Below are 26,470 nucleotides of genomic sequence, written 5' to 3'. Positions count from 1 at the left end.
AATATATGTCAATTGACCGATAGTGCATCGGCTCATCAGCGTTTTTTTCGACCCGAAATGAGCATCAAAGCAGTAAGAAACAGGAGCGTGAATGACTGATCAAACGCAATCAATGGCACTGATGGTTCCCCAGGGGAGCAGCAGTCTCGAGGCCTATATCCATTCGGTAAACAGCATGACCATGCTGGACGCCGAGCAGGAGTATGAGCTGGCGAAGCGTTTGCAGGAAACCGGTGATCTGCAGGCGGCTAAGCAACTGATTATGTCGCACTTACGTTTTGTGGTGCATATTGCCCGCGGCTATGCGGGTTATGGTCTGCCACAGGCAGACCTGATCCAGGAAGGCAACATAGGCCTGATGAAGGCGGTCAAGCGTTTCGACCCTGATGTGGGTGTGCGTTTGGTGTCTTTTGCCGTGCACTGGATCAAGGCTGAAATTCATGAATATGTGCTGAAGAACTGGCGCATAGTCAAAGTCGCCACCACCAAGGCACAGCGTAAGTTATTCTTCAACCTGCGTAAGGCCAAGAAACGTCTGGGTTGGTTCAGCGATGAAGAGGTCACTATGGTGGCGGAGAATCTTGGTGTATCCAAACAGGATGTGACCGAGATGGAGTCGCGTATGGCGGCGCAGGATCCGGCCTTCGACCTGACCAATGATCACGATGATGATCATGACTTTGCCCCGGCGCTTTATCTGGAAGATCATTCTTCCGACTTGGCCGCCCAGGTAGAAAATGACAACTGGGAATCCAACGCCCAGAACAAGCTGTTGTCTGCCATCAAGACCTTGGATGAGCGCAGCCAGCATATTCTGCGGGCCCGTTGGTTGGACGATGAAAAGACCACACTGCAGGAATTGGCCGATACCTATCAGGTGTCTGCCGAGCGGATCCGCCAGTTGGAGAAAAACGCCATGAACAAGCTTAAGGCTTGTATGGACGTATAACATAACTTATTTAGTGTGTTGTTTTGATTGCTAATGAATGCCGTTCACCCCAAGTGAACGGCATTCTGCTTTCTTGACGGGCGTTTAAAGTATTATCCAGACGTTTTGTACCTGGATAACCTCGGTATTTCTCGCACCTTTTGCTGATTTTTGATTTAGCTGAGTGGGTTAATTCACTGACTCAAAGTTCAGTCTTATCGGTCGGTCGAATTACCAGGCAAGCTCAAGGATTTCACGGCTGCTGTCCAGACCAAGATCGCCGGTTTCAGACAAGGCAGTCATGCCGTGAGCTTCCAGTGCGGCAACAACGTCGGCGATACGCTCTTGCGGCACATCATAGTCGCGCAGGCGAGTCTTGAGGCCAACCTGTTCAAAGAAGGCCTGAGTGGCTGCAATAGCTTGCTCGATACGGCTGTCTTCATCACCCGAAGTGATATCCCAAACCCGCTCGGCATATTGCAGCAGCTTGGCGCGTTTCTGTTCCTTGCGCACCCGCCATACAGAGGGCAGGACTACGGCCAGCGTTTGCGCATGATCTATGCCGAACATGGCGGTCAGCTCGTGGCCTATCATATGAGTGGTCCAGTCTGCCGGTACGCCGCTGCCTATCATGCCGTTGAGCGCCGAGGTGGCACTCCACACCAGGTTGGCGCGGGCATCATAGTTCTCCGGCTCGGCCACAGTGACAGGGCCTACTTCAATCAGGGTCTTCAGTATGCCCTCGGCCATTCTGTCCTGAACTCTGGCATCCACGGGGAAGGTGACGTATTGCTCGACCACGTGCACGAAAGAGTCGACTACGCCGTTGGCGACCTGGATCTTCGGCAAACTGAAGGTCAGGCTGGGATCCAGCACAGAGAATACCGGGAAACTCTGCGGATGAGTCACGGGAAACTTGCCACCCTGATGGCTGACCACTGCAAAAGCATTCATTTCTGAGCCTGTAGCCGGCAGTGTCGCCACTGTAGCGACAGGCAGTACCTCTGTGACAGGAACCGGGTTGAAACCGTGATGCAGCAAGCTGCTGCTGTCGCCATCGAATTTTGCCGCCAGGGCAATAAACTTGGTGCCGTCCATCACTGAACCGCCACCAACGGCCAACAGAAAGTCGATGGATTCGCGCCGCGCCAGTTCGGCAGCCCTGGCCAGGGTGTCATATTTGGGGTTGGCTTCAATGCCACCGAATTCAAACACAACGCGGTCGCCCAGCGCGGTTATGACCTTGTCCAGGGTGCCGAAGCGTTTGACACTGCCACCGCCGTAAGTCACCAGCACTCTGGCATTGGCCGGTATCAGTTGATCCAATTCTGCCAGTCTGTCTTTACCAAATACTATGTGGGTAGGGTTGCGATAGTCGAAATTGAGCATGATATTTCTCTCTTCTACAGCCGAAAACTATGGTTGCCATCTTAGTCCTCTCAGCTTGGATTGAAATACACATTGCTGGAACATTTATGCCTATTCCTGCCTAGTTTGGTTGATAGTGGCTTGAATTTGGCTATTTTGATGCTTTTTTCTGTGATGGTGCTAGTATCCAAACCCTGATGATTGGAGAGTGTTATGAGTGATATTGCAGCCTTAATGGCGGCCCTGGCGGTGGATGAAGGGGTCAACAGCACCAGCCTGCCAGGGGTGCATCTGTTTCGCAGTTCGGCCTATGGCAGCCGTGGCCCCATGTGTTATTCCCAAGGGATCATGATAGTCGGCCAGGGGCGTAAACGTGTCTATCTCGAAGATAAGATCTATGACTATGATCCGCAGAACACCTTGGTGATGACAGTACCTATGCCGGTGGAGTGTGAAACCTTTGCTTCCGAGGAAGAACCGGTATTGGTACTCATGGTGGATATAGATCTGCAGCAACTGAACCAGTTGATCCGCATGATGGATCAACACCATAAGGTGCCCAAGGATCTCGATGATGCTCGTCAGAGCGGCTTCTTTGTTGCCGCCAACAGTGAAGACATGCTCTGCTGTGTCGAGCGTTTGCTGCTGGCTCTGCAGTCGCCGTTGGAAGCCGAGGTCTTGGGTAAGGCCATGGTGCAAGAGTTGCTGTTTCGGGTATTGGCTTCCGACAATGCGGCGCCTTTATATGCGCTGGCGCTCAGTCATACCCGTTTATCCCGGGTAGAGAAGGCGCTCAAATATCTGCATCAGAACTATCGTGAAAGTGTGGAGGTAGAGCAGTTGGCCGAGTTGGTTAACATGAGTCCCTCGGCATTTCATCGCTGTTTCAAGGAGGTTACGGCCTCATCGCCCATTCAGTACTTGAAGAAGATCCGCCTTAATAAGGCCAAAGAGCTACTGCAAAGACAGCGCCTCAAGGTGAAGGAAGTGGCACTGGAAGTGGGCTATGAAAGCCCGGCTCAATTCAGCCGGGAGTTCAAGCGTTACTTCGATCAGAGTCCGGGGGAAACAGCCAGGCTTTAAGGCTGACTCCAAAAGGTTTTGCGAACCGAGACTTCACCAGTATCCGGCAGATATTCCATGATCAGTGTCTCTTCATTTTGCTGGATAAAATACACTGAGCGGTAGATACAGGTATTGGGCGTTTGTTTATAGGTATAGGCCACGTCGACAGTGGTTGTAGGCAGATTGGCATCTTCTACATAGGCTATGCTGAGGTCGGTATCTGTGAGGCCATGCCACAACTGTTCGCAGGCGTCGAAAATATGGGTGTCTTTGCCAGCGGTGGCATAGGGCCAGCCGTTGACACTGGAATCAACACTGCCATCACCAAAGCTGGCCAGATTGTCGATGGCGCCCTGTTCTCCCTTGGCCAAATAGCCACTGTGATAGAGTTTCACCGCAGATTCAAAGGCGGCATACTGGCCCCTGAACACTTGCTCTGTGGCGTCGTCGCGCAGATTGAGAAACTTGGGCGCGGCCACTACTGCCAGGATCCCGAGGATAATAATCACCACTACAAGTTCAATTAGGGTAAAGCCCTGATACTGCTTTGCTTTCATTACATCGCCCGGTTTATAGAATAGAGATATTGCCAACAATCGTCGCCGATGCGGCAGTCTAGCCAAGCCTCTGAGGTCTGGCAAGCTGAGAGTAGTAGCGGATAGGGAAGGCCGCTGTTATGGATTCCTTAACGTTATTTAGCCTCGGTGCATAAATCCAAAGACATTAAAGCTTAAGGCATTGTTTTACATGAAACTACAGCTTTGTTCACACTCCGGCGACCTAAAGCAGACCCATCTTCTACTAGGCTGGTTGAGCCTGTGGCGGGATGACGGGCTAATATTGATACTGAAACTATCAGGGAGGAAAGCAGATGAAATGGATTGGGATCTTGTGTGGCTTGCTGGTGTCACTGCCGGTAGCCGCTGCCGGAGGGGAATACTTCTCTGAGGAGATAGTTCAGCAAGGCACTTTAGCTAATGAAACTCTGCTCAAGGATGCTATGCCGGGCGTGGCCGCCGAAGTGGCTCGCCGCGGCTGCGAGGTGCCGGAGCAGTTTTTTGCCTTTGTGCTGGCGATGCCCAAAGGCGAAGTCGGTGAGCGCTACTGGCATGAACGCTGGATAGTAGAAGGTTGTGAGCGTGAGTACCCGGTGGATATTGAATTTCGTGAAGATGGTGTCAACGCGGCCTACTGGACCATCAAGAATAAAGGTTGAACCTTTGGGTTAGCGATTTTGCCAATCTTCTCAGAAACAACAGACCCAAGCCTTGGCCTGGGTCTGTATCTTCAAGGTTTAACATATAAACAGGCTTTAAGCGGCCGCGGGGTTGTTTTGCGGCAGTTGCGCCTGAATCTCTTCGAGACGCTGCTCATACCAGGCAGTTTCGGCCTCGGTAAAGCTTTGCAGCAGTTCCTGTTGCTGCAGCACTAGATTCCCCTGAAAACCAAACTGGTTATGTTCTGCCAGTTCCAGATACAGCCATACGGCGGCATCTACCCGTTTATCCAGCTTGAGGCAGGTTTCATACAGCTCTTCATAGGCCAGAGTTTCTCCGCCGAAGGCGGCCTTTTCCAGCCAGTGCAGCGCTTGTTGCAGCTCCTGGTATTCTTGCTCATCCGCATACAGTAGAGCTTGGCCCTTGAGCAGGTCCAATCTGGCCTGGGCCAGGTTATCTATGGGGTGCAGGGTCAAATATTCCTGTTTGAGAGCTTGGGCTTGCTGCTTTTCCGATTGGCTCAGACGCGCCGTCAGAGTCTCTTTGGCGGCGATATACTCGGCTTCTTCAGCCATGGCGGCAAACTCGAAATGCATCAGTGCCAGCGGCAGTTGGCGATTGATGCCCAGCCCTTGTTGATAGAGTTTGCCGAGCTGAAAGTGGGCACCCAGATCCCAAGCTTGCGCCAGGGGTTCAAGTATTGCCTTGGCACGCAGATGATCCTGACTGTCGTGGGAGTGTTCGAGTAGGAAGCCGGCCCAAATAGTGGCAGCCACGCTGTTTTCTTCATCGGCTGCGGCCTTTTCCAACCATTCTCTGGCCTTGTGCAGATCTTGGGGTAATTGGTCACCGTTCAGGTAGCGCTGCCCTAATGTCAGTTGCGAGTAACTGCTGTCTTTTGCCTGCTCAATCAAGAGTCGTTCGGCCTGGCGTTTATCCACCGGGCCACCTTGGCCTTGCAACATCATTTCCGCCAGATGACCGCCGCTGGCCGTTTCACCGAGCTGGTGCCCCTTGGTGAGCCAGAATCTCGCTTGCTGCATATCGGCTTCACCTTGTCTGGGTTCCTGCAGTAATTTTCCCAGATGAAAGCAGGCCTCGGGATCATCTTTGGCAGCGGCCAACTCGAGCCATTTTATCGCCTTGCTGCCATCTTTATCGAGTATCGGGTTACGGGCATAGACCCGTCCCAGTTGGCTTTGGCTCTCAATATCACCGGCTTCGGCTCTGGGGAGTAAGTTTTGCTCCAGCAGCTGAATATTGTCACCAAAAGCAGGGTGTTGGTTCAGCTCCAGCATCAGGTCATGGAGCTTGGCAAATTCATTGTCCAATGACGAGGCCTTAGCGGCCCAGTGCATCGCCTTGTCGGCATCATTGGGGACCATCTCCAGCTCGGGACGGGTATAGAACTCATAGAGCATTTGGGCGGCGGCGGGATGATCTTTATTGGCGGCCTGTTCCAGCAGCGCTATGCCTTCATCGACGCTATTTCTGCCAATCAGTCTCAAGCCTTCATTGGCCATGGCATCCGGGTCGCCACTTTTTACCGCCTGGGCTCGTTGCCACTTTTTCAGGGCAATAAAGAAGGCCACAAACGCGATAATGATCAGTATCAGTTTCATTGTTTTCCTTAACCTTGGGAAGTTGGCGTGGACACAGTAAACGCTGTCATGATGTTTTTGCAACAGCTAATAAAAGACCGCGGCAGCGCGCGGTCTTTGGAGTGAGAGAGTTGAATGGCGCCAGTCTATCCCAGAACTGTTCCGGCTTATAAAAACGGCATAAGATTTCCTTCGTTAGAAACTCCAGGTCATTCCCATCCAATAGCGACGGCCGTCTTCGATATAGCCGTATTCTTCCTGGGTAATCTCTTTGTCCAGTAGATTATAGATACCGGCGCTGAGTTTGAGGTTTTCCATCAGTTGCAGGTTGGCACCTATATCCAGCAGTGTGTAAGAGGGGGCTACCAGAGTTGATGAAGAGGGGCCCGTAGTTGGCTGGCTTTCTTCACCTCGGTAGTGCACCCTGGCCCAACTGCCCCAACTGTCGTTGATTTGCCAGTTAAGGGAGGTTTGCAGCAAGTGCTTGGGCAGTTTATTCAGGGGGCTGCCCTGATAGCGACCCGTTTTTTGCTCTGAGTCTGTGTAGGTGTAGTTGGCCGAAAGTTGGATGTCATCATTGATGTCATAGCTGAAATCCAACTCGAACCCTTGGGTTACCGCCTCATCCACATTCACATAAGTGGTGGGATCCGAGCCAAACCGGTTCGGACCATCGGTACACTGACTCTCGGGGCAGGGTACTCGGGTAATTTTGTCTTCAAACTCGTTATAGAAGACTGTCATGGCCGTGGTGATATTCTCGCCGAAGCCGGTGTGCAGCCCCAGCTCGTAGTTGATTGAGGTCTCGGGTTTTAGATCCGGGTTACCGTACATATTGCCACCGCGGCTGACCTGGCCCCAATCCGGCACTGTTTGTCTCAGGCTTGGCGCCCTGAAGCCGGTGGAAACACCACCTTTGAGCGTTGTGCTGTCAGTCAGGTTCCAGACTCCATAGATACGGGGGCTGAAGTGCTCGCCAAAGTTTTCGTCATCATCCATGCGTAAACCGGCCGTCAGGGCAAAGGTGTCGCTCATGCGCCATTCGTTTTCGGCAAATACCGACCATTGGCGTCTGCTGATGTCGCTACGGTCACCTACCTGATTACCTGTTTTATCACTGAGATCCTGGTAATTGAAGGCAGCTCCAAAGGTGGTGGTATGACTATCTCCAAAGCCGGTGATCAGACTGGTCTGGGCATCAGTGTTTTTGATGGTCATTGCCCGGCTTTTGTTTTCAAACTCTTCATATTTGACCCAGGTGTTACTCGTACCTATTTCCCAGCGGCCCGTGTGTGCCAAGGAATACTTGCGGCTTTCATATTCTGTGGTGGAGGACGCCGGGCAGCCAAAACGGCCGCAGGGTTTGCCGGGAGCGAGAGGGGCGACTGTTTTGCCAAGAGTGCTGTCCAATTCTTGAATGGCACTGCTGACCTCCAAGATGATGTCGTGGTCGTCACTCGGAGTCAGCGAGAAACGGGCGCTGAGATTGTTGGCATCTCGGCCGCGGTAACCGCCGGTGATCTGGTCTTCTTCTCGCTTGGTGTATTGTCCATAGAGTTGTAGACCTAGCCAGTCCGGGATCAGGGCCCCGCTGACAAAGAAGTTACCCTGATAGATATTGCCGGATTCGCTGCGTTCCTGAACTGTGCTGTCCAGCCTGAGTTCGCCTTGCCAGTTTTCCGGAACCTTGCGGGTGATGATATTGATCACCCCGCCTATGGCATCAGAACCATACAGGGATGACATAGGGCCGCGCACCACTTCGATTCTATCTATTGCCGACAATGGCGGAGTCCAGGCGCCTTCGACTCCCGGACCATCGCTATTGGTACGAGTCTCCCGGGATGATTGGCGCATGCCGTCCACCAGGATCAGTGTGTATTGGCTTCCCATACCCCTTAGGCTAATGTCACGGCGATCGCTGCCGCCGGTAACCACGACGCCGGGCACATCCAGCATGGCATCGGTAATATCGCGGTAGAAACGGCTATCCAGCTGTTCTCGGGTAAGCACGCTGATAGAGGCGGGAGCATCCTTGAGTTGTTGCTCGTAGCCGGAGGCTGTGACCACTATGACTTCCATGTCTTGGGGCGCTTCATCGGCCTGAGCCGCAGGTATGAGTAAGAGTGCGGCAATGGCGCTGGCCAGTGGGCTGATTCGACATAAAGGCATAGGTTTTGGACTCCTGAATGATAAATGCAAACTATGTAAATGAGAATGATTTTCAATGGCGAGAATTTACGCCGATGATACAATCCTCTCAAGCGCATTTTTCTGAAAACACAGTTAAGGATTGCTTTATAGCGACTGCCGAAACTGAGATTTTTTGCTGTTTAATGGGGCTGAAAGATGAATAGGCAGATGGTCAAGGCGATGCTGGTATTTGCCACTACAGTTGAGAAGGGCACCATGAATGCCGCCGCCAGGCAGTTATGCATGAGTACATCTGCCGTTAGCCAGCAGATATTCAAGCTGGAGCAGCAACTTGGGCTTGGGCTACTTAACCGCAGCACCAGGGCGTTGACGCCTACCGAGGCTGGCAAACTCTTTTACCAGAGCTGCGTGCAGATGATTGCTCTTGCCGATGAGACAGAACTACAGTTGAGTCGTTTGAAGGACGGTCCGGCCGGTGAGTTGCGGATAGCCGCCCCTGTGGGCTTTGGTGGAGGGCTTCTCAGTGAGCCGCTAAGGCGTCTGTTGGAAGCGCATCCCGGCATTCAATTGTCGCTGCAGCTGCAGGATGAAACTGTGGATCTGGTGGGGAGTGGCATAGATCTGGCCATTTGTATCGGACCTTTGGCCGATTCGGCGCTGGTGGCGCATCATCTGGCCGATTGGCAGATGCTCTTGTGCGTGGCACCGGACTTTCTGCGTCGGCGAGGGAACTCAATGCCAAGCTATCCCGGTGAACTGCAGGACTGGGAGCGTCTGTGTCATAAGGGGAGTATGGTGCAAGACAGTATGTTGAGTCATACCGTCAGTGGTGAGCAGCTGTCTCTGGCGCCAGGGCGCCTGGCCGTCAACAATATGCAGAGTCTGATCCGCTTTACTCTGGATGGTTTGGGTTATGCGGCCTTGCCGGAGCCTGAAGTGCGGCAGTTTTTGCAGCAGGGTTTACTGTTAACTTTGTTGCCTGACTGGCAACTGCCGGGGTACAGCGTCTATGCCTTGACCGCTGGGCGTGAGGGGCAAGCTCCTAAAATTCGTGAGGCGATAGCGGCTCTGGGCGCATGTTTCACCGCACATGGACCTCGGCCAGATTTTTAAACCTTGAGATATCGTGTGTTTGGTCACCAAATCCGCTCACGGATGAAACTTTTTTGTATCAGTAACACCAAGCTGTGCTTGTCACTTAAGTGTTGATGCTTAGACCTGGGCTGGATTTTGATGTGACAATGAGCATGTTTCTTCCTTAACTATTTGATACATATGTTTTAATTGATGTTTCATGTTTAATATTAATTTCAGCAATTTTTGCCAAGCTAAGCTCAACAGAATTGATGAGGCTTTTCAGGATGCTTAAATTGAATCCCGATGCTTGTGGTCTTATTCATGGTTTGGAGGCTGTTATTCTAGGGCATCTAAATTGGACCCGGCGTCTGTATCGTTATGTGATACTCGGTGGAGTGACCCCCGAAGTCATTCAGGCGGATACTTTAGCCTGTGATGGTCAGTTGGGGGAGTGGTTGCTGACCAACAAGGCACAGTTACTTACAGTCGATGCCGATAGTTTTAGACAGCTGGAAAGCTGTTACCGGGAATTACAGAATTATGCCAAAACCGTGGTATTGAGCCGCGGCTGCATCCAGGCTGAGATTTTGGATGGTTTTGATCAACAGCAAGATAAATTGATGAGCTTGCTCAGTCACTTCAAGACAGAGCTGATTATTTTACAGAGCATTAAAGATCCCCTGACAGGTTTGGCTATGCGGCATCTGCTTCCCAGAGTCTTTCTGCAGATGAAGCGTGCAACTCAGGCCTATGGTGGTGTGCTTTATCTCTTGATGTTGGATCTGGATCATTTTAAATCCGTCAACGACAAGTATGGTCATAGTGTCGGCGATCAGGTGTTGCAACAATTGGTTGAGAGGTTGTTGAAACAGTTGAATAGCCGGGAAAATCTGTTTCGTTACGGTGGGGAAGAGTTCTTAATGATGTTGCTGTTGGATGATCCGGCGCAGGTGACTATTCGTGCTGAATCTATCCTTGACAGTTTGCGGAACCAACCTTTTGAATTGTCCTCGGGGATCTGTCTTTCTCTAACTCTGACGATAGGCGCAGTCGAGGTAGGATATGACGATGAGCTTTCCAGTATGATAGCCTTGGCTGATAAAGCGCTCTATCAAGGCAAGAAACATGGCCGCAACTGTTGGCAGTTGTCTGGTTGTGAGTGAACTATAGCCGCTGCTTGAGAAATAGCGTGACTCACCAGCGACTGTCGTTTTCACAGGGACGGCCATCATTGTCGCCGTCCATCTTGGTGTTGGGGCAGTAACGGTTGAAGTATTCGGCTTCGGCCCTGGAGGTCATCTGGCTGCAATATCGGCGCCCATCGCAGTGGAAACCAGTGTCCATCTCTACAGGCTTACTGGCATAGCGCGGCGAGGTTTGAGCCGTTTCGCGGATACTGTTGCTTAGGGTGTCCTGGTGAATTTCGGTCAGCTGTTGCGGTTCATTACCACTGAGCTTAACCCAACTCAGATAACAGGCATAACCAAAAATAAAATAAAAAACAAAGCGTTTCATCTTTTTCCCTTAAATATTTCGGCATCCTTGGCCAAATTGAAGTTGGCTTTGCGTCTTTGAGTGGCTAAATCACCCAAGGTGAAATTTTACGTTGCTATTGCAGCTTGTTCCGGAATGTTTCAATTTAAATTTGAACTGTATCGCCCTATTGCCTGGTGCTGTGCAGTTTACTCTTCCGCCAAGGCCTGGAGCCTGTTAACTTCGTCTTGCACTTGCTGCACATATTTGTCCCAGTAGCCCAACTGTCGAAATTCTTCCAGGCAACAGCGATAGAGTTTGAGTTTGTGCTTGTTGGCCAACTGCGGTAGTAAGCAGATTTCCCCTTGATTGTTAGCATCCATTCTTTTCACTCCTGTCCGCCAATACAGCATGGCTTCCTGCCACGGTAGATAAATTACTTTTTAATCAGTTGCCTGATAATGCCGGTTCGCCTGATATCCGCAATGTTGTGATTTATCCAAATATAGCCAAACCCGGTGCCACCAAGGTTTACCAAGGATAAACTGATCATCAACTAGAATGTTTTTGGCGGATTTCTTAATGAAAAATCAGTATAAGCTTAAGTAGTTCAGGGCAATTCTCTTACTGCTAAAGTACAGGTTTTGTAAGAGTAGCTTTCCCTGTGGGTCATGCTTGGCTATGCTGCGCTATTGGCTGTATTGGGGGAAATCATCATGGTCATAGCGTTTAGGCAACAGCAAGGCACGGCTTTGGTGCTGGAAGGAGGCGGCTTGCGCGCCATTTATACCGCTGGGGTGCTGGATGCTTTTCTGGAAGCCGGAGTTATGTTTGATTATCAGGTGGGTGTTTCCGCTGGTGCCATCTACCCGGCTTCGTATCTGTCCAGGCAGAAGGGGCGTAATCTGTTAATTCAGCAGCGTTATCTTGCAGATAAACGCTACATGGGCATGATGCACTTGTTGAAGACGGGCAACTATGTCAACACTGATTTCACCTACAGACGCATGGCTCATGAGTTGTTGCCGTTCGATTTTGAGACTTTCCTGTCTTCAGGAGCCGAATTCAAAATAGGCGCTTTCAACTGCCTTTCCGGTGAAACCGACTTCTTTGGTATGAGTGACTTTGACAGCCACGAGCAGCTGTTGCAGATACTGATCGCCTCCAGCAGTCTGCCTTTTATTTCCAAACCCGTTGCCATTAATGGCGTGCCTTATCTTGATGGTGGCATTGCGGCTCCTATCCCGCTAGAGCAAGCCAGAGCCGACGGCTATCAAAAACAACTGGTTATCCTGACTCAGGCTGCAGATTACAGTAAGTCAGCCTTTAAATTTAAATGGTTGGCACAAAAAGCTTATCGGCGTTATCCCAAGGTTGCGGAGGCTTTGTTGAGGCGTCATCAGGTGTATAACCAGGCACAACAGCAATTACAACAGGCGGTGGCACTAGGGAGTGCCATGGTGATCCAACCCAAGATGGCGCTGGACTTGTCGAGGCTGGAGCGCGACATCAATAAGGTAGAGGCTGTGTATCATTTAGGACTGTCCAATGGCCGCGAGGTGCTGCCTGCTGTGCTGGAGTTCAGTTGTTATGGTGACAAGCCAAGCGGCGTCCATAGAGCGTAAATGACTCAGAAGTTCTGAGGGGCATTCCAAGTGAGTGTCAGCTTGAATGGCTGACACTCACTTCGGGGATTGGGATCATGGGCGCAGTGCCGGCATCCGGCCGCGGGTTGGCCGTACACTGGATATCAGCATATAGATGCAGGTTGTGGTCAGACACAAGCCTAGATACATGAGCAGACCCTGTTGTTGCTGGAAGCTGTTGGCTACCAGAGGCCCGATAACCGAGCCCACAGAGTAACTGAGCAGCATAAGTTCGGTTGCCGCCACTATCTTGCTGCTATCGAGGCTGTCACAGGCCAGCGTAATAGCGATAGGGTAAAGGGCGAAGGCGGCAGCCCCCAGTAGCAACAGGTTGAAGCCCATCACCAAAGTGCTGTGACTCAGCAAAATACCCATAACCCCGGCGGCGCCCAACAAACAGAAAAACGCCATCAAGAGAGTCTTGCTGAATCTTGGAGACAACCAACTGACCAGGGGTTGCACCAACATGGCTCCCAGGATCACTATGGCCATCAGTTTGCCCGTCAGCTGGTGGTCACCTGTTTGCTCGCTGAGAAATACAGGCATCAAGCCATAGATGGGGCCCAATACCAAACCTGCAACCAGACAGCCCATGATGGCAGGGCGACTCACATGCCTGACTTCTTTGAAGCTAATCTTCTGATGCTGTATTTTTTGTGGCTGGCAGCGCTTGGCCAGCAGTGGCGGCAATACGGCCAACACCAGTACTATCGCCACCAAAATATGCGGCATGGCACCATCAACACCCAACTGTCCCACACCCAGTTGTCCCAGGGCGTTCCCACCATAGAGTGAGCCTGTGTAGAAGCCCAAACGCTTGGCTCTTTGCTTGGCTGTGTCGGCTATCAACAACCAGGACTCCACCACTACGAAGATGCCGGCCACGGCAATCCCGGCAATAAAGCGCGCCGCCAGCCAAAACTGACCATTAACCACCAAGGGCATGCCAGCCACTGTCGCCGCCAGCAGTAATAGAAATAGGATGAAGGCGCCTCTGTGTCCCAGGCGTGCCACTACAGGTGAAATACAAGTTGCCCCGAGCAACAGGCCGAAATAGAAAATACTCGCCAGCCAAGCCGCCAGATCTGTCGCTAAGCCAAAACCGTCCAATGCCAGCGGCAGCAGACTCATATGATAGCCGGAAGCCAGAGCAAACAGGGTCAAACCCGCAACAGGTACCCAGGCACTGTTGTTGTGAGCGGTGGCATGAGGTTGAGACAACTCAGACTCCAAATAGAAAAATGACCTTTTAAACGAAGTTCAGTTTAAAAAGGTCTTAATGGTGAAATTTTCCGCGAATATAGGAGTCTGTAGCGCTTGGGTAAAGTGAGTTTATTTTGTTGTCTTGGAAAGAAAATTTCACCAAAGTCTGGATGTTTAATAGTCTGTTTTAACTTTGAATAAATGTAAATAAAAACTTGCTTAAACGGCAGTTTTTGCTGAGTTAAACGGTGTTTTTAGCCGTTTGGCAATATCACCTCTTAGGGCCTTTGTTGTTGGCTGCGCTGCATTTAGTGTTTGCCCTGGGGTAAGATGGGTCATTCGTTTCTGTGGACTATTTCTATGGCCAATATTTTGCTCGTTGCCAATCTTAACTGTGACCGAATCTTATTGCTGGATAAACCCTTGCGCACCGGAGGTCGATTCCATTATCAGGATGGTGGCCAACGCTTGGGGGGCGGTGGTGCCAACACAGGCATAGGACTGGAATGGGCCGGCCATAATGTGGCTCTGGTCAGCCAGGTTGGACGGGATGAGATGGGCGATTGGTTGCTGGCCGAAGCCAGTACTCAAGGGCTGGATTGTCGCAGGGTGCAGCGGCGAGCAGACAATACCTGTGAAATGTTGTTGGTGATGACCCCGGATGGCGAGCGCACCATTATTCGGCCGCAGCGGCCGATATTTGAATTGCCGGCGCCGCCCAAGTGGTCGCAGTGGGATGCGCTATATATCAACTCCTCTGCCGAAGGAGCGGTCAGTTGGGCGCGAACCGCGCTGGAACACACTCTGGTGGTGGCACAATTGGCCAAAGATGACAGGCCAAGACCCTGCCATGTATTGCTGTCTTCGGTAACCGATATGCAAGGGCGCAGTGAGCTTAGCCCCTGGCAGTTTGGGCGTCAGATAGCCGGTGATGCACTTAAATACTTTATTGTGACTCAAGGTGAGCAGGGCGCAGTGTTATACCAGGAGAATGGTGAGACGCTGATAGCGGCTGTGCCGGCGACAGTGGTGGATACCACGGGTGCCGGTGATGCCTTTGCCGCCGGGCTTATCCATGGTTTGGTATCGGGAATGGCAGTGGAGCAGGCCATGAAGGAAGCCGCTCAGTGGGCGGCTTTGGCGGTTGCCTCGGAAACCTCGATTCCGGGAGATGCCTTGCGTCAGTACCTGCAAGCACAGCAGGATTGAGCTTGTCATAAAAATCCCGCATCAGTGTCATGCCGCTGTCATCAAGTGGGCTTAATCTTGCTGGCGATCTTTGGTTAGAGCTCAAGGGCTCTGCGGGTTTCTCCCTTCTTATTTATATGCTAACTGGTTTGCCCTGCTATTTGAGCGGGGCTTTTTTATATCTTTTACCATTGTTTTTGAGGTCGGATTTTCGACAAGAGCTGTTAGTCATAACTGGAAGCAAAGGCGATGAGGACAGAGTTGTTCTATCTATAAAGCATTGTTGTCATACAGGGAACTCTCATTAACCGTTTCATTTTGGCATTGGACTCAGAGCCGAATTTAACCTGGGGCATGTGTTAATATTGGTATTACTGAGTTGCCGTCTTGGCAGATGATCGACTATTAGCCTGACGATAAATGGCAAGATGGCGTTGAAGAGATCAAGTGCTGATTAAGGAAAGTTATTAGGTATGTCGCGCTGTTACTGTGAACAATGTGGGTACCCAGAAACGGCCTGTGTTTGTGCTGCAGTGTCTGCTATATACCCTAGTAGCCAGTTACTGGTGCTGCAACATCCTTCGGAGGTCGAGCATGCAAAAAATAGTGTGCGTTTGTTGCAGTTGGCCGTGCCGGACGTCCGGGTGATAGTGGGAGAAACCGAGGCGGATTTTGCCGAGTTGAGAGCCGAACTGGCAAGAGATAACATGCCGACTTTCTTGCTCTATCCCTCAGAGAACAGTCAGCTGTTGCAGACAGATGACTCATCAGAAGCTGTAAGGCTTATCCTGCTGGACGGCACCTGGCGCAAAACCTTGAAAATGTATCGGCTTAATCCTTGGTTACAGGCGTTGCCCCAAAGGTATTTACCACTGATGGCACCGACAGCGTATCGCATCCGCAAGGCTAATCGCAGTGATAGCTTATCGACACTTGAGGCTGCAGCTGTGGCCCTTTCTCAGTTGGAGCCTGGGCTGGATGTGGCGCCTATGCATGTATTACTGGCTGAGCTGGTGGAGCAGAGGTTACGGCGGATGCCGGCCAAAGTGCGGGAGCGGTATTGAGTAAGCGGTCGCGAAAATTCCGTGTGGATCACGACATTTTTAAGTGAATCCGGTTTTAATGAGCCTGCATCATCTCTGATGATGGAGTGGGACTGTCGGCTTACCGCTTTTGCAGGGGAGTGGTAGCGGAGTAACTCTGTTGCCGACAGTCCTGTTCACCCTCTTTGGTATTGAGCTCTTATAGATCAAAATGCGCCAAGGTAAACTGTTCCGGATGCAAGGGGTAACCGAAAAAGAACCCCTGGGCCAGTCCATCCCCCATCTGTCGTACCATATCATTTTGATATTCAGTTTCTATTCCTTCAGCAACAAATTTGAGTTCAAGCGCCTGTGACAGCTGCACTATGGCCTGACACAAACGTTTGCCTTTCTGATGTTGCAATTGCTCGGCAAATTCACCGGCAATTTTTAGTCCATCCAGTGGCAGATTGCCCAAACGACTCAATGATGATAGTCCGGTACCGAAATCATCAAGGACAATTTTGACGCCCAGTGCCCTGAGCTGTTTGAGCGTTTGTTTGGCCTGACGTGGGTGACCCAGCAATGCCGATTCGGTGATCTCCAAAATCAAGGCTTCTGCGGGAAGCTGATGATGTTGCAGCGTCGATTTTACTTGTTGGTAAAAGTCCAGGTGCTCCAGTTGCAGCGGTGATACATTGACTGAAATAATAAAGTCGTTGTCCTGTTGCCGCCAAACTGCCAGTTGTCGGCAGGCTTGCTCTACGACCCAGTTGCCAACAGTGACTATTAGACCGGTTTCTTCAAGCAAGGGTACGAAATCGGACGCTTCCAGCAGTTCATGAGGACTCTTGTGCCAGCGCAGCAGCGCTTCGGCACCGGCCATATGGTTATCTTTGAGCCTGACTATGGGTTGATAAAACAGGCTCAGTTGTCCCAGCCCCAAGGCGTGACGCAGATCGCCGAGCAGTTTAAGTTTGTGTTCGGCGGCTTCACTCATAGAGCTGTCATAGAAATTGATATGACTGGCGCTGCGTTTGGCACTGTACATGGCGGTGTCGGCTTGGCTCAGCAGTTCGGAAGGGTCTATCTCTCGGTTGCCAAAAAGACTGATACCTATACTGGTACCCAGGTAAAACTTTTGTCCTTCCAACTCAAACGGCGTCTCGAATAGAGCCAATATCTGTTGTGCAAAACGGTAGATATCTTCCCTGTCGCGGCAATCTTGCAACACCAGAGTAAATTCATCGCCGCCCATACGGGCGATATCGGCTCTCTCTATACAGCCGGCTTCCAGCCTGGCGGCGACCAGTTGCAGTATTCTGTCCCCCATAGAATGACCGAAACTGTCGTTGACATGTTTAAAGCCGTTGAGGTCGAGAAACATCAAGGCTCCTGTGGTTGGCTTTCCTTGGTTGATGGCCTCTAGACTGGCACTGAGAACCTGGCGCAGCTTGCGCTTCATATGACGGCGATTGGGAAGCCCTGTCAGCATGTCAAACATGGCTTGTTCTGTCAGGCGTGATTCCAGCTGTTTACGTTCGCTGATATCGCTGAAGATGGTGACCAGATAACAACCGGATTCAGTCTGCAATCTGCGACTGCTCTGCCAGGCGGGGAAGTGACTGCCATCGGCCCGGGTATGGCTGACCTCTCCCTGCCAGAAGTCCCGCTGTGCCAGCGCAGCACGGCATTCTCTCTGCTTGGGATCGTTTGCGGTTTCGAGGATCTGCAACTGCTGACCTATTAACTGCGCCTGACTAAAGCCGCAAAGACGACAGAGGGCCCGATTGACCGCAAGGATTTTGCCCGAGGTATCACTGATGACAACGGCTTCGGCACTTTCTTCGAGAATACCGGCCAATACACTGCGGGGCAGCAGGCCGAATACATCCTGAGCTTCACCTCTGGGACTGAGGCGACGATCCAAGGCTTCGAACCGCACCAAGATCATCTTATTACTGTCTATTCTGACTGGTTCCAGGTAGAGGCGGGTTGGCAGCTCTTTACCGTGGCGATTGAGGTGTAACCACTCCTGTACTTGAGAGCTGGCCGCTGCGGCTTGCATGAGTTTTTTTGCCAACTCTATGCTGCTCTGACCGCCTAATTGCAGTCTGGGAGCAAAGTCATAGAGAGTGGCATCGAGAATTTCCTGGTGAACACAGGCGAAGTAATCCAATGCTGCCTGATTGGCGGCAAAAATTTTACACCCCATGAATAAGGCCAGAGGTGTCGAGTGAGGCTCGCTGCGCCAGAGTTGCAACTGGGGCCCGAGTTTTGTGTCGGCCACCAGGCTCTGTAACAGTTGTGTCCATCGGATCATCCAGGATGCTCCCTTGTCGTTCTCCGTTGAGAACCACTTCCCTTTGTTATGGTTACACTACTCCGCATATTCGGCTCTTCGACCTACAGGAAGGAAGCCATTACTCCCGACTATGTGGTGACTTGTCTTGCACCCTATCGCTTATTGGCTGGGTAACCGGTTATGTGGAACAGCATTTCAATCCGTTAGTTTTAAAACTAAACAGATCTACTCTTTGGCTCAATCAAAATTTCGTTTTGTTGCTAAAAACCTTCATTATCGGTCAAACTGGTGAAAAAATGTGTGATAGTCCTTGGAAGATGGATTTTTGTTCTCTTTAAGCAGGAGTGAATGATGGCGAGATTAATACTGTTATTGAGCTGGCTGCTGGCCTTTGGCGTGAGTGCGGCTGATTTGACTCAACTGAGTGAACGGGCCAGTGAAGATGCCCGGCGTCTGGAGCAGGAACAGCTGGAAAAGGCCAGAGCCGCCGCCAAGGAAACCGCCGAGCGGGAACAGAAAGTGCTCAAACGCCAGCAATCCGGAGATTGGCAGGAGGAGCAAAGGTTAAAAGCCAGTAAACAGTTTGATGAGAGGGCGCAGCGGGAACAGAAATACCTGCAGCAAGCCAAAGAGGCTGCGGCCAAAGAGCGTAAAATCGACGAGCCCAAGATGAAGAAGCTGAAACTGAAGAAAATAGAGCCTTAAGCTGGATCTGTACTTCAGCCTCCAAGTTAGCTTGTTGTTTAATTAGACTTTCAATAGTGGCTGACGCTCAATTTACTATCAAAACCTCTAGCCGGGTCGGGCCAATATTAAACAACACTGAGCAAGGCCGCCAAAATGATAGCGTAAGCCAACGGCACTGAAGCGAAAACGGAGATAGCCCAGGATTATCCTGTGTCGGTGAACAGTCCTGAATTGGTGACCGAAGTCAGGCCTTTGCTGGAGCAAGTGGCGGGCAAGGGGAGGCTGGTTGAACCCGGGCTTATCACAGGGGCTGAGGACTTTGCTTTCTACGCGCAAGAAACCCCGGGGGTTTTCTTCTTTCTTGGGGTAACTCCTGAGGGGACTGACCCGGCAACGGCGGCCAGCAATCACTCTCCCTATTTCTATGCCGATGAAGCAGCGTTCAAGAAGGGGGTAGAGGCGTTGACCACACTGGCACTCTCCAGCTTAAGCGGCAAATAAACCGTACGGGATAAAGCATTTTGCTTACAAAATCTGACAATTCCGTATCACTTGTTACTTGATTTACAGTGCTTTTTTACCCGATATTGGATCTTTTGAAATCAGCAATCAGCCAAGGAGCGACCCAATGAAGCGTACGCTGACCGCCCTGCTGATGTCAGCCAGCCTTCTTGGGGCGGCGACAACACAGGCGACCACGGCCGAAGATATTCAGAGTTTTACCCTGAATAACGGCATGAAAATCATGGTATTGGAAGACTCATCCATTCCCAATGCCAACATGTATCTGTTTTGGAAGGTGGGTTCACGCAACGAGGTGCCCGGGATCACAGGGATCTCCCACTTCTTCGAGCATATGATGTTCAATGGCTCCAAGAAATACGGCCCCAAGATGTTTGACCGCACCATGGAAGCGGCCGGTGGCGCCAATAACGCCTACACTACTGAAAATGTGACCGTTTATACCGACTGGTTCCCTTCCAATGCTCTGGAAACCATTTTTGATCTGGAAGCCGATCGGATTGCGGCGCTGGATATCAATGCCGAGATGGTAGAGAGTGAGCGCGGCGTAGTTGCCTCCGAGCGTACCACAGGGCTGGAAAACTCCAACTGGCGTACCCTGCAGGAAGAGGTAAAAGGTGTGGCCTTCAGGGCGCATCCCTATAGCTGGTCTGTGATTGGCCATGAATCTGATATTGCGGCCTGGACCTTGGAAGATCTGGTGCAGTATCACAAGACCTACTATGCCCCCAACAATGCGGTGGTGGTGATTGCCGGTGACGTTAAGCTGGCCGAGGTCAAGCGTCTGGCCCAGCGTTACTTTGGCCCTATCCCGGCGCAAGAGCCACCCAAGGCGGTGAAGACAGTCGAGCCGCTGCAAAAAGGGGAACGACGGGTCTTCGTCAAGAAAGAGTCTGTCAGCACGCCCAATATCATGCTGGCCTACCACGTACCGGCCACCACCAATAAAGACTATTACGCGCTGGATCTGCTGACCTCGATTCTGAGTGAAGGTAACAGCTCGCGCCTCTACAAGGCTTTGGTGGACAAGCAGTTGGCGATTGCCGCCGAGACTTATATGCCTATGTCTTTTGACCCCAACCTGTTGTACATCCTTGGGGTGGCGGCCCCAGGTGTCAGCGCCACCACTCTGGAGCAGGCATTGATCGAAGAGGTCAACCGTATTGCCCGTGACGGCATTAAGGTTGAAGAGTTGGAAAAAGCAAAAAATATCAAGCTGATGGATTTCTATCGCAGTATGGAAACCATCAATGGCAAGGCCAATACCCTGGGTACCTACGAACTTTATTTCGGTAGTTTCGACAAGCTGTTCCAGGCGCCGGATGCCTATAACCAGGTCACAGTGGCCGACATTCAAAGGGTGGCAGAAACATACCTGCGCCGTGCCAACCGCACTGTGGGGGTACTGGCTGCACAAGAGGAGGCGGATCAATGAGCAAGGTTTTTTCTCTCAAGGCCTCTCTGGGCACCGTGGCCATTGCCGCAGCCTTGATGGTTTCAGGTTGTCAGTCTACCCAGGTGAAGGTGAGCCAGGATACCGGCCACTTTGTACTGCCAACATATGAAAGAGTCACTCTGGATAACGGCCTGACGCTGATGCTGATGCCGCAGAAAGAGGTGCCGCTGATCACCCTGAACGCCGTGGTGAAAGTCGGCAGCGTCAATGACACCACAGCCGGTGTGGCAGCGGTCACGGCTCAGGGCTTGTTGCTCGGCGCCGCCGGTCGCACCAAGGCCAGCATAGAGCAGGAGGTGGACTTTCTCGGTGCCAGTCTGAATGCTGATGCCGGCCGTGAGGGCAGTTACCTCAGTGCCGATTTTATGGCCAAAGATGTCGATACCATGCTGGGATTGTTTGCCGATGTGCTGACCCGTCCCGACTTTGAGACCAGCGAGTTTGATAAACTCAAGAGTCGCAGAGTCGCCGAGCTGGCGCAGGAGAAAGAGAGTCCCAAGTCCGTGATTGGGCGCTACTTCAACAAGTTGGTTTTCGGTCAGCATCCTTATGGCAATGCCACTTCGGGAACCAGTGAGTCTGTGTCCCAGTTGACGGTCAACCAGCTGAGAGCCTTCCACAAGGGCTACTATCAACCGGCCAATACCGCTATCAGCGTGGTGGGTGATTTCGACCCGGCGCAGATGAAGGCCAAGCTGCAGGCGGCATTCGGTCAATGGAGCAACAGCGAATCGCTGCGTGCCGTCGACCTCAAGCAGGGGCTGCCGACTCTGTCTGCCAGCCGAGTCTTGCTGGTGGATAAGTCGGACGCGATAGAGACCACCTTCACCATAGGTGGCCTGGGTGTGACTCAGGATAACCCTGATTATGTGGGCCTGACTGTGGTCAACACCATACTCGGTGGCCGTTTTACCTCCTGGCTCAACGATGAGCTGAGGGTGAATGCCGGTTTAACCTATGGCGCGCGCTCGGGTTTCGTCCCCTATCGTGACTCAGGGGTGTTTATGATCAGTACTTTCACCAAGTCGGCTACGACAGAGGAAGCCATTGACTTGGCACTCAAGACCTACAGTCGCCTGTGGCAGAAAGGGATAGATCAGCAGACTCTGGATTCGGCCAAGGCCTACGTCAAAGGCCAGTTCCCGCCCAAATTTGAAACCAGTGGCCAGTTGGCAGGTCTGCTGTCAGACATGTACCTGTACGGTTTTGATGAGTCCTATATCAATCAATTCCAGCAACGGGTGGATGGACTGACTCTGGCGCAGACCAAGCAGTTGGTCGACAACTACTTCCCCAAGGATAAGTTGCAGATGGTGCTGATTGGCAGCGGCGACAAGATAGCCCCGATAGCAGCCAAGTATGGTGAAGTGACCCGGGTCGATATCAAGGATGTCGGTTTCGGCGGTTAACCCTTTCATGGCAGTCAAACAACGCTCTCTTGTTGTTTGACTGTCTTGCTTGGAGCATAGTGATTCAGACACATTCCCGGTAAAGTTAATCTGCAATTGCCTGTCATAACACCGGAAGCTTTTTACCACTATGGTCGCTACATCATAGCCCCCCTAATCAATTTCCTGTTGAACGCTAAAGTGCGATATCAGTCCTATTGGGTAGACGATTGACTTGTTTGAGTATGTTTAACCGCTGAAGGCTGAAATAGTCGGTTAATCCCGTTACAATGCTGTTTTTATTTGCAGTGAAAGCTTTAGATGCCAGCCCTAGTCCACTCCCTTAAATCCTTGAACACATTTGGAATCGATTGTTATTGTCGGGAACTCATCAGAGTGAGCTCTACCGTTGAGCTTGTCCGGGCTTGTATGCAGCACAAGGATGATGATGTCCCAATGCTGATCCTCGGTGGCGGCAGTAATCTATTATTGCTTGAGGATTATCAAGGGAGCGTGATTCAAGTCGTTACCAAGGGAATCGAGGTCAGTGAGGACCAAACACATTTCTATTTAAAGGTTGCCGCCGGTGAAAACTGGCACGATTTGGTTTGCGAAACACTTAAGCTGGGGATGCCGGGACTTGAGAATATGGCTCTGATCCCGGGGACAGTTGGCGCAGCGCCTATTCAAAACATAGGTGCCTATGGGGTTGAACTGTGCCAGGTATGTGACTGGGTTGAGTATCTGGATCTGCAAACCGGTGCGCTAACTTGTCTTGAGGCTGCTGATTGTGGTTTTGGCTATCGAGAGTCAATTTTCAAAAGTGAACTCAAGGGCAGGGCTGTGATCACCTCTGTCGGTTTGAAACTGCCTAAAGATTGGCAGCCCAAACTGAGTTATGGGCCGTTGCAATCACTTGCTGAAGAGACAGAGGTGACCGCGCCTATGATTTTTGAGCAGGTATGTCAGGTTCGTCAGGAAAAACTGCCGGATCCTGCAGTGCTTGGCAATGCCGGTAGCTTTTTCAAGAATCCTGTGGTTACTGCTGCCGACTATCTTAAGTTGGCCGAACGCTTTCCTGATCTGGTGGGTTATGCTCAGCAAGATGGAAGGGTTAAGCTGGCCGCAGGCTGGCTTATCGATAAGGCAGGTTTGAAAGGTTTCCAGATGGGAGCAGCCGCAGTTCATGATAAGCAAGCCTTGGTTCTGGTGAATAAAGGCGGCGCCAGCGGTGAAGATGTGGCCAATTTGGCGCGGGAAATTATCCGGCAAGTGCAAGCGCTTTTCGGTGTTGAATTACTACCCGAGCCGCGAATTTTTGCGGCAACAGGAGAGAGGAGTCTCTGACGATGAGCGAACAGTGGAAGCGCAAGCGGGAAATATTACAGCTGTTGCAGCAGGGTGAGTTTGTCTCCGGCGAGATACTGGCCGAACAGCTCGGTATCAGCCGTACCGCCGTCAGCAAGCATATTAGCGCCTTGGCCGCCTTTGGGATCGATATCTTCAGCGTGAAAGGTAAAGGTTATAAGTTAGCTAGAAGTTTGCATCTTATCGACAAGCCGCGCTTACTCTCCGCTATAGATAACCGCTGTTTTTACTTTGATGAGTTGGCTGGTACCAACACCTTTCTGCTCAACCATGTCGATGAATTGAGTAATGGCGATCTCTGTATTGCCGAGTATCAATCGGCTGGACGAGGACGTAGAGGACGCCAGTGGTTGTCGCCCTACGGCAGTCACCTCTATTTCTCTATGTACTGGCAGTTCTCTCAAGGTCTTTCCCAGGCGATGGGCTTAAGTCTGGTGGTTGCCTGTTCACTGGTTAGTGTGTTGGAGTCTTTCGGTATTGCCGGTTTGGGAGTGAAGTGGCCCAACGATATTTATCTCGATGGGCGTAAACTTGCAGGTGTACTGATTGAAATGACCGGGACTGCCGACAGTGAATGCGATCTGGTGATCGGGATAGGCTTGAATATGGCTATGCCTGCTGAACTGGGTGAACAACTGGATCAACCCTGGAGCGATCTCAGTGGGCTTGAATCTATGCCGAATAAGACTGAGTTGGCTATCAAGCTTCACCAACAGTTATTGAAAGATCTCAAGCTGTTTGAAACTCAAGGATTGGCAGCATTCAGCAGCAGGTGGCAGAGTGCCGATATCTTTGCCGGTCAACAGGTCAAACTGCTACTGGGTGAGCAACAGATTAACGGCCACTACCTTGGAGTGGATGAGCAAGGCGGTGTTATCCTGCAAACAGATACAGGCACACAGCATTTTGTTGGTGGGGAAATCAGTTTACGCGGCGCTTGATTATTTTCGCAGCAGCACTTGATCCATCAAGTGGTCCTGACCCTTTTTCAGAATAAGATGTGCCCGCTCGCGGGTGGGCTCAATATTCAGATTCAGGTTCGGGCCGTTGATGGTGTCCCAGATATTGGCGGCTATATGTTCAGCTTCGGCATCGCTCAGCTTGGCGTAGTGGTGAAAATAGGAGCGCTCATTGGCAAACGCCGTATGCCGGAACTGCAGGAACCTATCTATATACCAATGTTTCAGCAGTGATTCATCGGCATCTACATAGATAGAGAAGTCTACGAAATCAGAGACAAAAGGCCGCTTGATACTCACAGGAGAATCCAGCTCTGTCTGCAGTACATTCAAGCCTTCCAGGATCAAAATGTCCGGCTGTCTGACCTGCTGCACTTTGGGAAGCCGGTCGTAACTGATGTGGGAATATAGCGGAGCCTCGACCAACTCGGCGCCTGACTTAATGGCGGCGATAAACTCCACCAATAGCTTCATGTCATAGCTTTCCGGAAAGCCCTTACGCTGCAACAACCCTTTTTGTTTCAGCTCGGCCAGCGGGTAGAGAAAACCATCAGTGGTAATCAGATCGACTTTAGGGTGTTCGGGCCAATGGCTCAACAGTGCCTGCAGGATACGGGCTGTAGTGCTTTTCCCTACGGCGACACTGCCGGCAATACTGATAATGTATGGGCTCTTCGCTGGGGTTTGCCCCAAAAACTCATTTAACACCAAACCTCTTTGCTGCTTGGCGCCAACGATCAAGTTAAGCAGACGGCTGAGGGGCAGATAGATGTCGGTAACTTCTGTGAGGGAAACTTTTTCGTTAATCCCCCGCAGCTTCTTCAATTCGGTTTCGCTCAAGGTCAAAGGCACAGACTCACGAAGTTCGGCCCATTGCTGGCGGTGAAAAGGCATATACAATGCCTGTTGAATTGAGTTGGCTGTTGTCATCTGATTTCCTCTGCTCAGGCAAGGCACAGTACACCATGAATTATTCGTGAACAATAAAAAATCCCTATGCCAGACCGAATTGTTTATCCCGTGTACAAAGGGTTAGGGGGAAGTCTAATCGCTACGCAGTGCCAGCGTAAAAAAACACCATTCAGGGCTTTTTTGCGAAAAAAAACCAATTTACTATTGCACTCGACCCAACATTTACCTAATATCCGCTACCGAAATGAAGTGCCGGCATAGCTCAGTTGGTAGAGCAACTGACTTGTAATCAGTAGGTCCCGAGTTCGACTCTTGGTGCCGGCACCAATTTTATNGAAATGAAGTGCCGGCATAGCTCAGTTGGTAGAGCAACTGACTTGTAATCAGTAGGTCCCGAGTTCGACTCTTGGTGCCGGCACCAATTTTATTGGAGGGGTTCCCGAGTGGCCAAAGGGATCAGACTGTAAATCTGACGGCTCCGCCTTCGAAGGTTCGAATCCTTCTCCCTCCACCATTTTCAAGGTAAGTAGGTAGCCTTAAGTAGGTTGCGCGGGCATCGTATAATGGTATTACTCCAGCCTTCCAAGCTGATAACGCGGGTTCGATTCCCGCTGCCCGCTCCAAATTTGCATGCTGATATGGCTCAGGTGGTAGAGCGCATCCTTGGTAAGGATGAGGTCGGCAGTTCGAATCTGCCTATCAGCACCAGCCTCTCTTAAATTCTACTTTTACCTTTATAATCTGTTCGATGACATTCATTTGCATCGGACTTTTTCACTATATATGGTTTCACCACCAGAAAATCTTAGATTGAGGCAATACCATGTCTAAAGCTAAATTTGAACGTAGTAAGCCCCACGTTAACGTGGGCACCATTGGTCACGTTGACCATGGTAAAACCACTCTGACTGCTGCTATCTCAACTGTACTG

22 protein-coding genes, 5 tRNA genes and 2 pseudogenes are annotated in these 26,470 nt (G+C 51.2%); 20 read left to right on the top strand and 9 right to left on the bottom strand.

Annotated elements, in window-relative coordinates; genetic code table 11:
• The first annotated feature begins 91 nt into the window (after window positions 1–91).
• Window positions 92–949, top strand: a complete 858-nt coding sequence (rpoH, locus tag CX650_RS00820) for an RNA polymerase sigma factor RpoH (RefSeq protein ID WP_028780766.1) — start codon at window positions 92–94, stop codon at window positions 947–949.
• 210 nt (window positions 950–1,159) lie between these two features.
• Here rpoH and CX650_RS00815 read toward each other — a convergent pair whose 3' ends face one another.
• Window positions 1,160–2,317, bottom strand: a complete 1,158-nt coding sequence (locus CX650_RS00815; protein WP_101094755.1) for an iron-containing alcohol dehydrogenase — start codon at window positions 2,315–2,317, stop codon at window positions 1,160–1,162.
• A gap of 192 nt (window positions 2,318–2,509) precedes the next feature.
• Here CX650_RS00815 and CX650_RS00810 point away from each other — a divergent pair, with 192 nt between their 5' ends.
• A complete protein-coding gene (locus CX650_RS00810) occupies window positions 2,510–3,379 on the top strand; it encodes an AraC family transcriptional regulator (protein ID WP_101094754.1) in 870 nt (289 codons plus the stop codon).
• Here the strand turns inward: CX650_RS00810 and CX650_RS20510 are convergent.
• Window positions 3,376–3,918, bottom strand: coding sequence for a type II secretion system protein (locus CX650_RS20510; protein WP_101094753.1), 543 nt, complete (start codon window positions 3,916–3,918; stop codon window positions 3,376–3,378). The two genes, CX650_RS00810 and CX650_RS20510, sit on opposite strands and share 4 nt — an antisense overlap.
• Window positions 3,919–4,232: 314 nt before the next feature.
• Between CX650_RS20510 and CX650_RS00800 the strand changes: the two genes are divergently transcribed.
• A complete protein-coding gene (locus CX650_RS00800) occupies window positions 4,233–4,577 on the top strand; it encodes a hypothetical protein (RefSeq protein ID WP_200888005.1) in 345 nt (114 codons plus the stop codon).
• 96 nt (window positions 4,578–4,673) lie between these two features.
• Here the strand turns inward: CX650_RS00800 and CX650_RS00795 are convergent, their stop codons facing one another.
• Window positions 4,674–6,200, bottom strand: a complete 1,527-nt coding sequence (locus CX650_RS00795; protein WP_101094752.1) for a tetratricopeptide repeat protein — start codon at window positions 6,198–6,200, stop codon at window positions 4,674–4,676.
• Window positions 6,201–6,374: 174 nt separating this feature from the next.
• Window positions 6,375–8,351, bottom strand: coding sequence for a ligand-gated channel protein (locus CX650_RS00790; RefSeq protein ID WP_101094751.1), 1,977 nt, complete (start codon window positions 8,349–8,351; stop codon window positions 6,375–6,377).
• Between the two features lie 177 nt (window positions 8,352–8,528).
• Between CX650_RS00790 and CX650_RS00785 the strand changes: the two genes are divergently transcribed.
• Window positions 8,529–9,446 (top strand): LysR family transcriptional regulator, encoded by a 918-nt coding sequence (locus tag CX650_RS00785; RefSeq protein WP_101094750.1) that lies wholly within the window; start codon window positions 8,529–8,531, stop codon window positions 9,444–9,446.
• A 248-nt stretch (window positions 9,447–9,694) separates the two neighbouring features.
• Window positions 9,695–10,573: a sensor domain-containing diguanylate cyclase gene (locus CX650_RS00780; protein WP_157822973.1), complete on the top strand. Its 879-nt coding sequence runs from the start codon at window positions 9,695–9,697 to the stop codon at window positions 10,571–10,573.
• 31 nt (window positions 10,574–10,604) lie between these two features.
• On the opposite strand, the pseudogene CX650_RS00775 reads toward CX650_RS00780, so the two are convergent.
• Window positions 10,605–10,748: pseudogene (locus CX650_RS00775) on the bottom strand (excalibur calcium-binding domain-containing protein); the annotation flags it as partial.
• A gap of 344 nt (window positions 10,749–11,092) precedes the next feature.
• The gene (locus CX650_RS19965) at window positions 11,093–11,266 is read right to left on the bottom strand and encodes a hypothetical protein (protein ID WP_157822972.1); all 174 of its coding nucleotides are present in this window, start codon (window positions 11,264–11,266) and stop codon (window positions 11,093–11,095) included.
• Window positions 11,267–11,599: 333 nt separating this feature from the next.
• Here CX650_RS19965 and CX650_RS00770 point away from each other — a divergent pair, with 333 nt between their 5' ends.
• Window positions 11,600–12,508, top strand: coding sequence for a patatin-like phospholipase family protein (locus CX650_RS00770; RefSeq protein WP_101094775.1), 909 nt, complete (start codon window positions 11,600–11,602; stop codon window positions 12,506–12,508).
• 75 nt (window positions 12,509–12,583) lie between these two features.
• On the opposite strand, the gene CX650_RS00765 is transcribed toward CX650_RS00770, so the two are convergent.
• The gene (locus CX650_RS00765; RefSeq protein ID WP_101094748.1) at window positions 12,584–13,750 is read right to left on the bottom strand and encodes an MFS transporter; all 1,167 of its coding nucleotides are present in this window, start codon (window positions 13,748–13,750) and stop codon (window positions 12,584–12,586) included.
• Between the two features lie 342 nt (window positions 13,751–14,092).
• Between CX650_RS00765 and CX650_RS00760 the strand changes: the two genes are divergently transcribed.
• Window positions 14,093–14,941, top strand: coding sequence for a PfkB family carbohydrate kinase (locus tag CX650_RS00760; protein WP_101094747.1), 849 nt, complete (start codon window positions 14,093–14,095; stop codon window positions 14,939–14,941).
• A 452-nt stretch (window positions 14,942–15,393) separates the two neighbouring features.
• A complete protein-coding gene (locus tag CX650_RS00755; RefSeq protein ID WP_039036027.1) occupies window positions 15,394–15,984 on the top strand; it encodes a tRNA-uridine aminocarboxypropyltransferase in 591 nt (196 codons plus the stop codon).
• A gap of 178 nt (window positions 15,985–16,162) precedes the next feature.
• On the opposite strand, the gene CX650_RS00750 is transcribed toward CX650_RS00755, so the two are convergent.
• The gene (locus tag CX650_RS00750; protein WP_101094746.1) at window positions 16,163–18,265 is read right to left on the bottom strand and encodes a putative bifunctional diguanylate cyclase/phosphodiesterase; all 2,103 of its coding nucleotides are present in this window, start codon (window positions 18,263–18,265) and stop codon (window positions 16,163–16,165) included.
• Window positions 18,266–18,598: 333 nt separating this feature from the next.
• Here CX650_RS00750 and CX650_RS00745 point away from each other — a divergent pair, with 333 nt between their 5' ends.
• From CX650_RS00745 to birA, 6 genes and pseudogenes are all read left to right on the top strand, one after another.
• The gene (locus tag CX650_RS00745) at window positions 18,599–18,952 is read left to right on the top strand and encodes a hypothetical protein (RefSeq protein WP_101094745.1); all 354 of its coding nucleotides are present in this window, start codon (window positions 18,599–18,601) and stop codon (window positions 18,950–18,952) included.
• 153 nt (window positions 18,953–19,105) lie between these two features.
• Window positions 19,106–19,435, top strand: a pseudogene (locus CX650_RS00740) (M20/M25/M40 family metallo-hydrolase); the annotation flags it as partial.
• A gap of 127 nt (window positions 19,436–19,562) precedes the next feature.
• The gene (locus CX650_RS00735; RefSeq protein WP_039036029.1) at window positions 19,563–20,891 is read left to right on the top strand and encodes a M16 family metallopeptidase; all 1,329 of its coding nucleotides are present in this window, start codon (window positions 19,563–19,565) and stop codon (window positions 20,889–20,891) included.
• Complete coding sequence (locus tag CX650_RS00730; RefSeq protein ID WP_101094744.1) at window positions 20,888–22,321, top strand: M16 family metallopeptidase; 1,434 nt, start codon at window positions 20,888–20,890, stop codon at window positions 22,319–22,321. The genes CX650_RS00735 and CX650_RS00730 overlap by 4 nt, the downstream gene beginning before the upstream one ends.
• A 300-nt stretch (window positions 22,322–22,621) precedes the next feature.
• Window positions 22,622–23,647, top strand: a complete 1,026-nt coding sequence (gene murB / locus CX650_RS00725; protein ID WP_101094743.1) for a UDP-N-acetylmuramate dehydrogenase — start codon at window positions 22,622–22,624, stop codon at window positions 23,645–23,647.
• 2 nt (window positions 23,648–23,649) lie between these two features.
• Window positions 23,650–24,609 carry a bifunctional biotin--[acetyl-CoA-carboxylase] ligase/biotin operon repressor BirA gene (birA, locus tag CX650_RS00720; protein ID WP_071476143.1) on the top strand — a complete coding sequence of 320 codons (960 nt, stop codon included), beginning with the start codon at window positions 23,650–23,652 and terminating at the stop codon, window positions 24,607–24,609.
• Here birA and coaA read toward each other — a convergent pair whose 3' ends face one another.
• Complete coding sequence (gene coaA / locus CX650_RS00715) at window positions 24,610–25,557, bottom strand: type I pantothenate kinase (RefSeq protein ID WP_101094742.1); 948 nt, start codon at window positions 25,555–25,557, stop codon at window positions 24,610–24,612.
• 233 nt (window positions 25,558–25,790) lie between these two features.
• Between coaA and CX650_RS00710 the strand changes: the two genes are divergently transcribed.
• The 6 genes from CX650_RS00710 to CX650_RS00685 all read left to right on the top strand — a co-directional run.
• A tRNA-Thr gene (locus CX650_RS00710) sits at window positions 25,791–25,866 on the top strand.
• A gap of 18 nt (window positions 25,867–25,884) precedes the next feature.
• Window positions 25,885–25,960 (top strand) — tRNA-Thr (locus CX650_RS00705).
• Between the two features lie 8 nt (window positions 25,961–25,968).
• Window positions 25,969–26,053: transfer RNA gene (locus CX650_RS00700), tRNA-Tyr, on the top strand.
• A 35-nt stretch (window positions 26,054–26,088) separates the two neighbouring features.
• A tRNA-Gly gene (locus CX650_RS00695) sits at window positions 26,089–26,162 on the top strand.
• Between the two features lie 9 nt (window positions 26,163–26,171).
• A tRNA-Thr gene (locus tag CX650_RS00690) sits at window positions 26,172–26,247 on the top strand.
• Window positions 26,248–26,362: 115 nt separating this feature from the next.
• A partial coding sequence (locus tag CX650_RS00685; RefSeq protein WP_157822971.1) for a GTP-binding protein occupies window positions 26,363–26,470 on the top strand: 108 nt, incomplete at its 3' end.

Source organism: Shewanella indica, assembly GCF_002836975.1.
In the GTDB taxonomy this organism is placed as follows: Bacteria; Pseudomonadota; Gammaproteobacteria; order Enterobacterales; family Shewanellaceae; genus Shewanella; species Shewanella indica.
The sequence above is the reverse complement of the archived record's forward strand: the minus strand, read 5'-3'. Positions and strand labels throughout refer to the sequence as shown.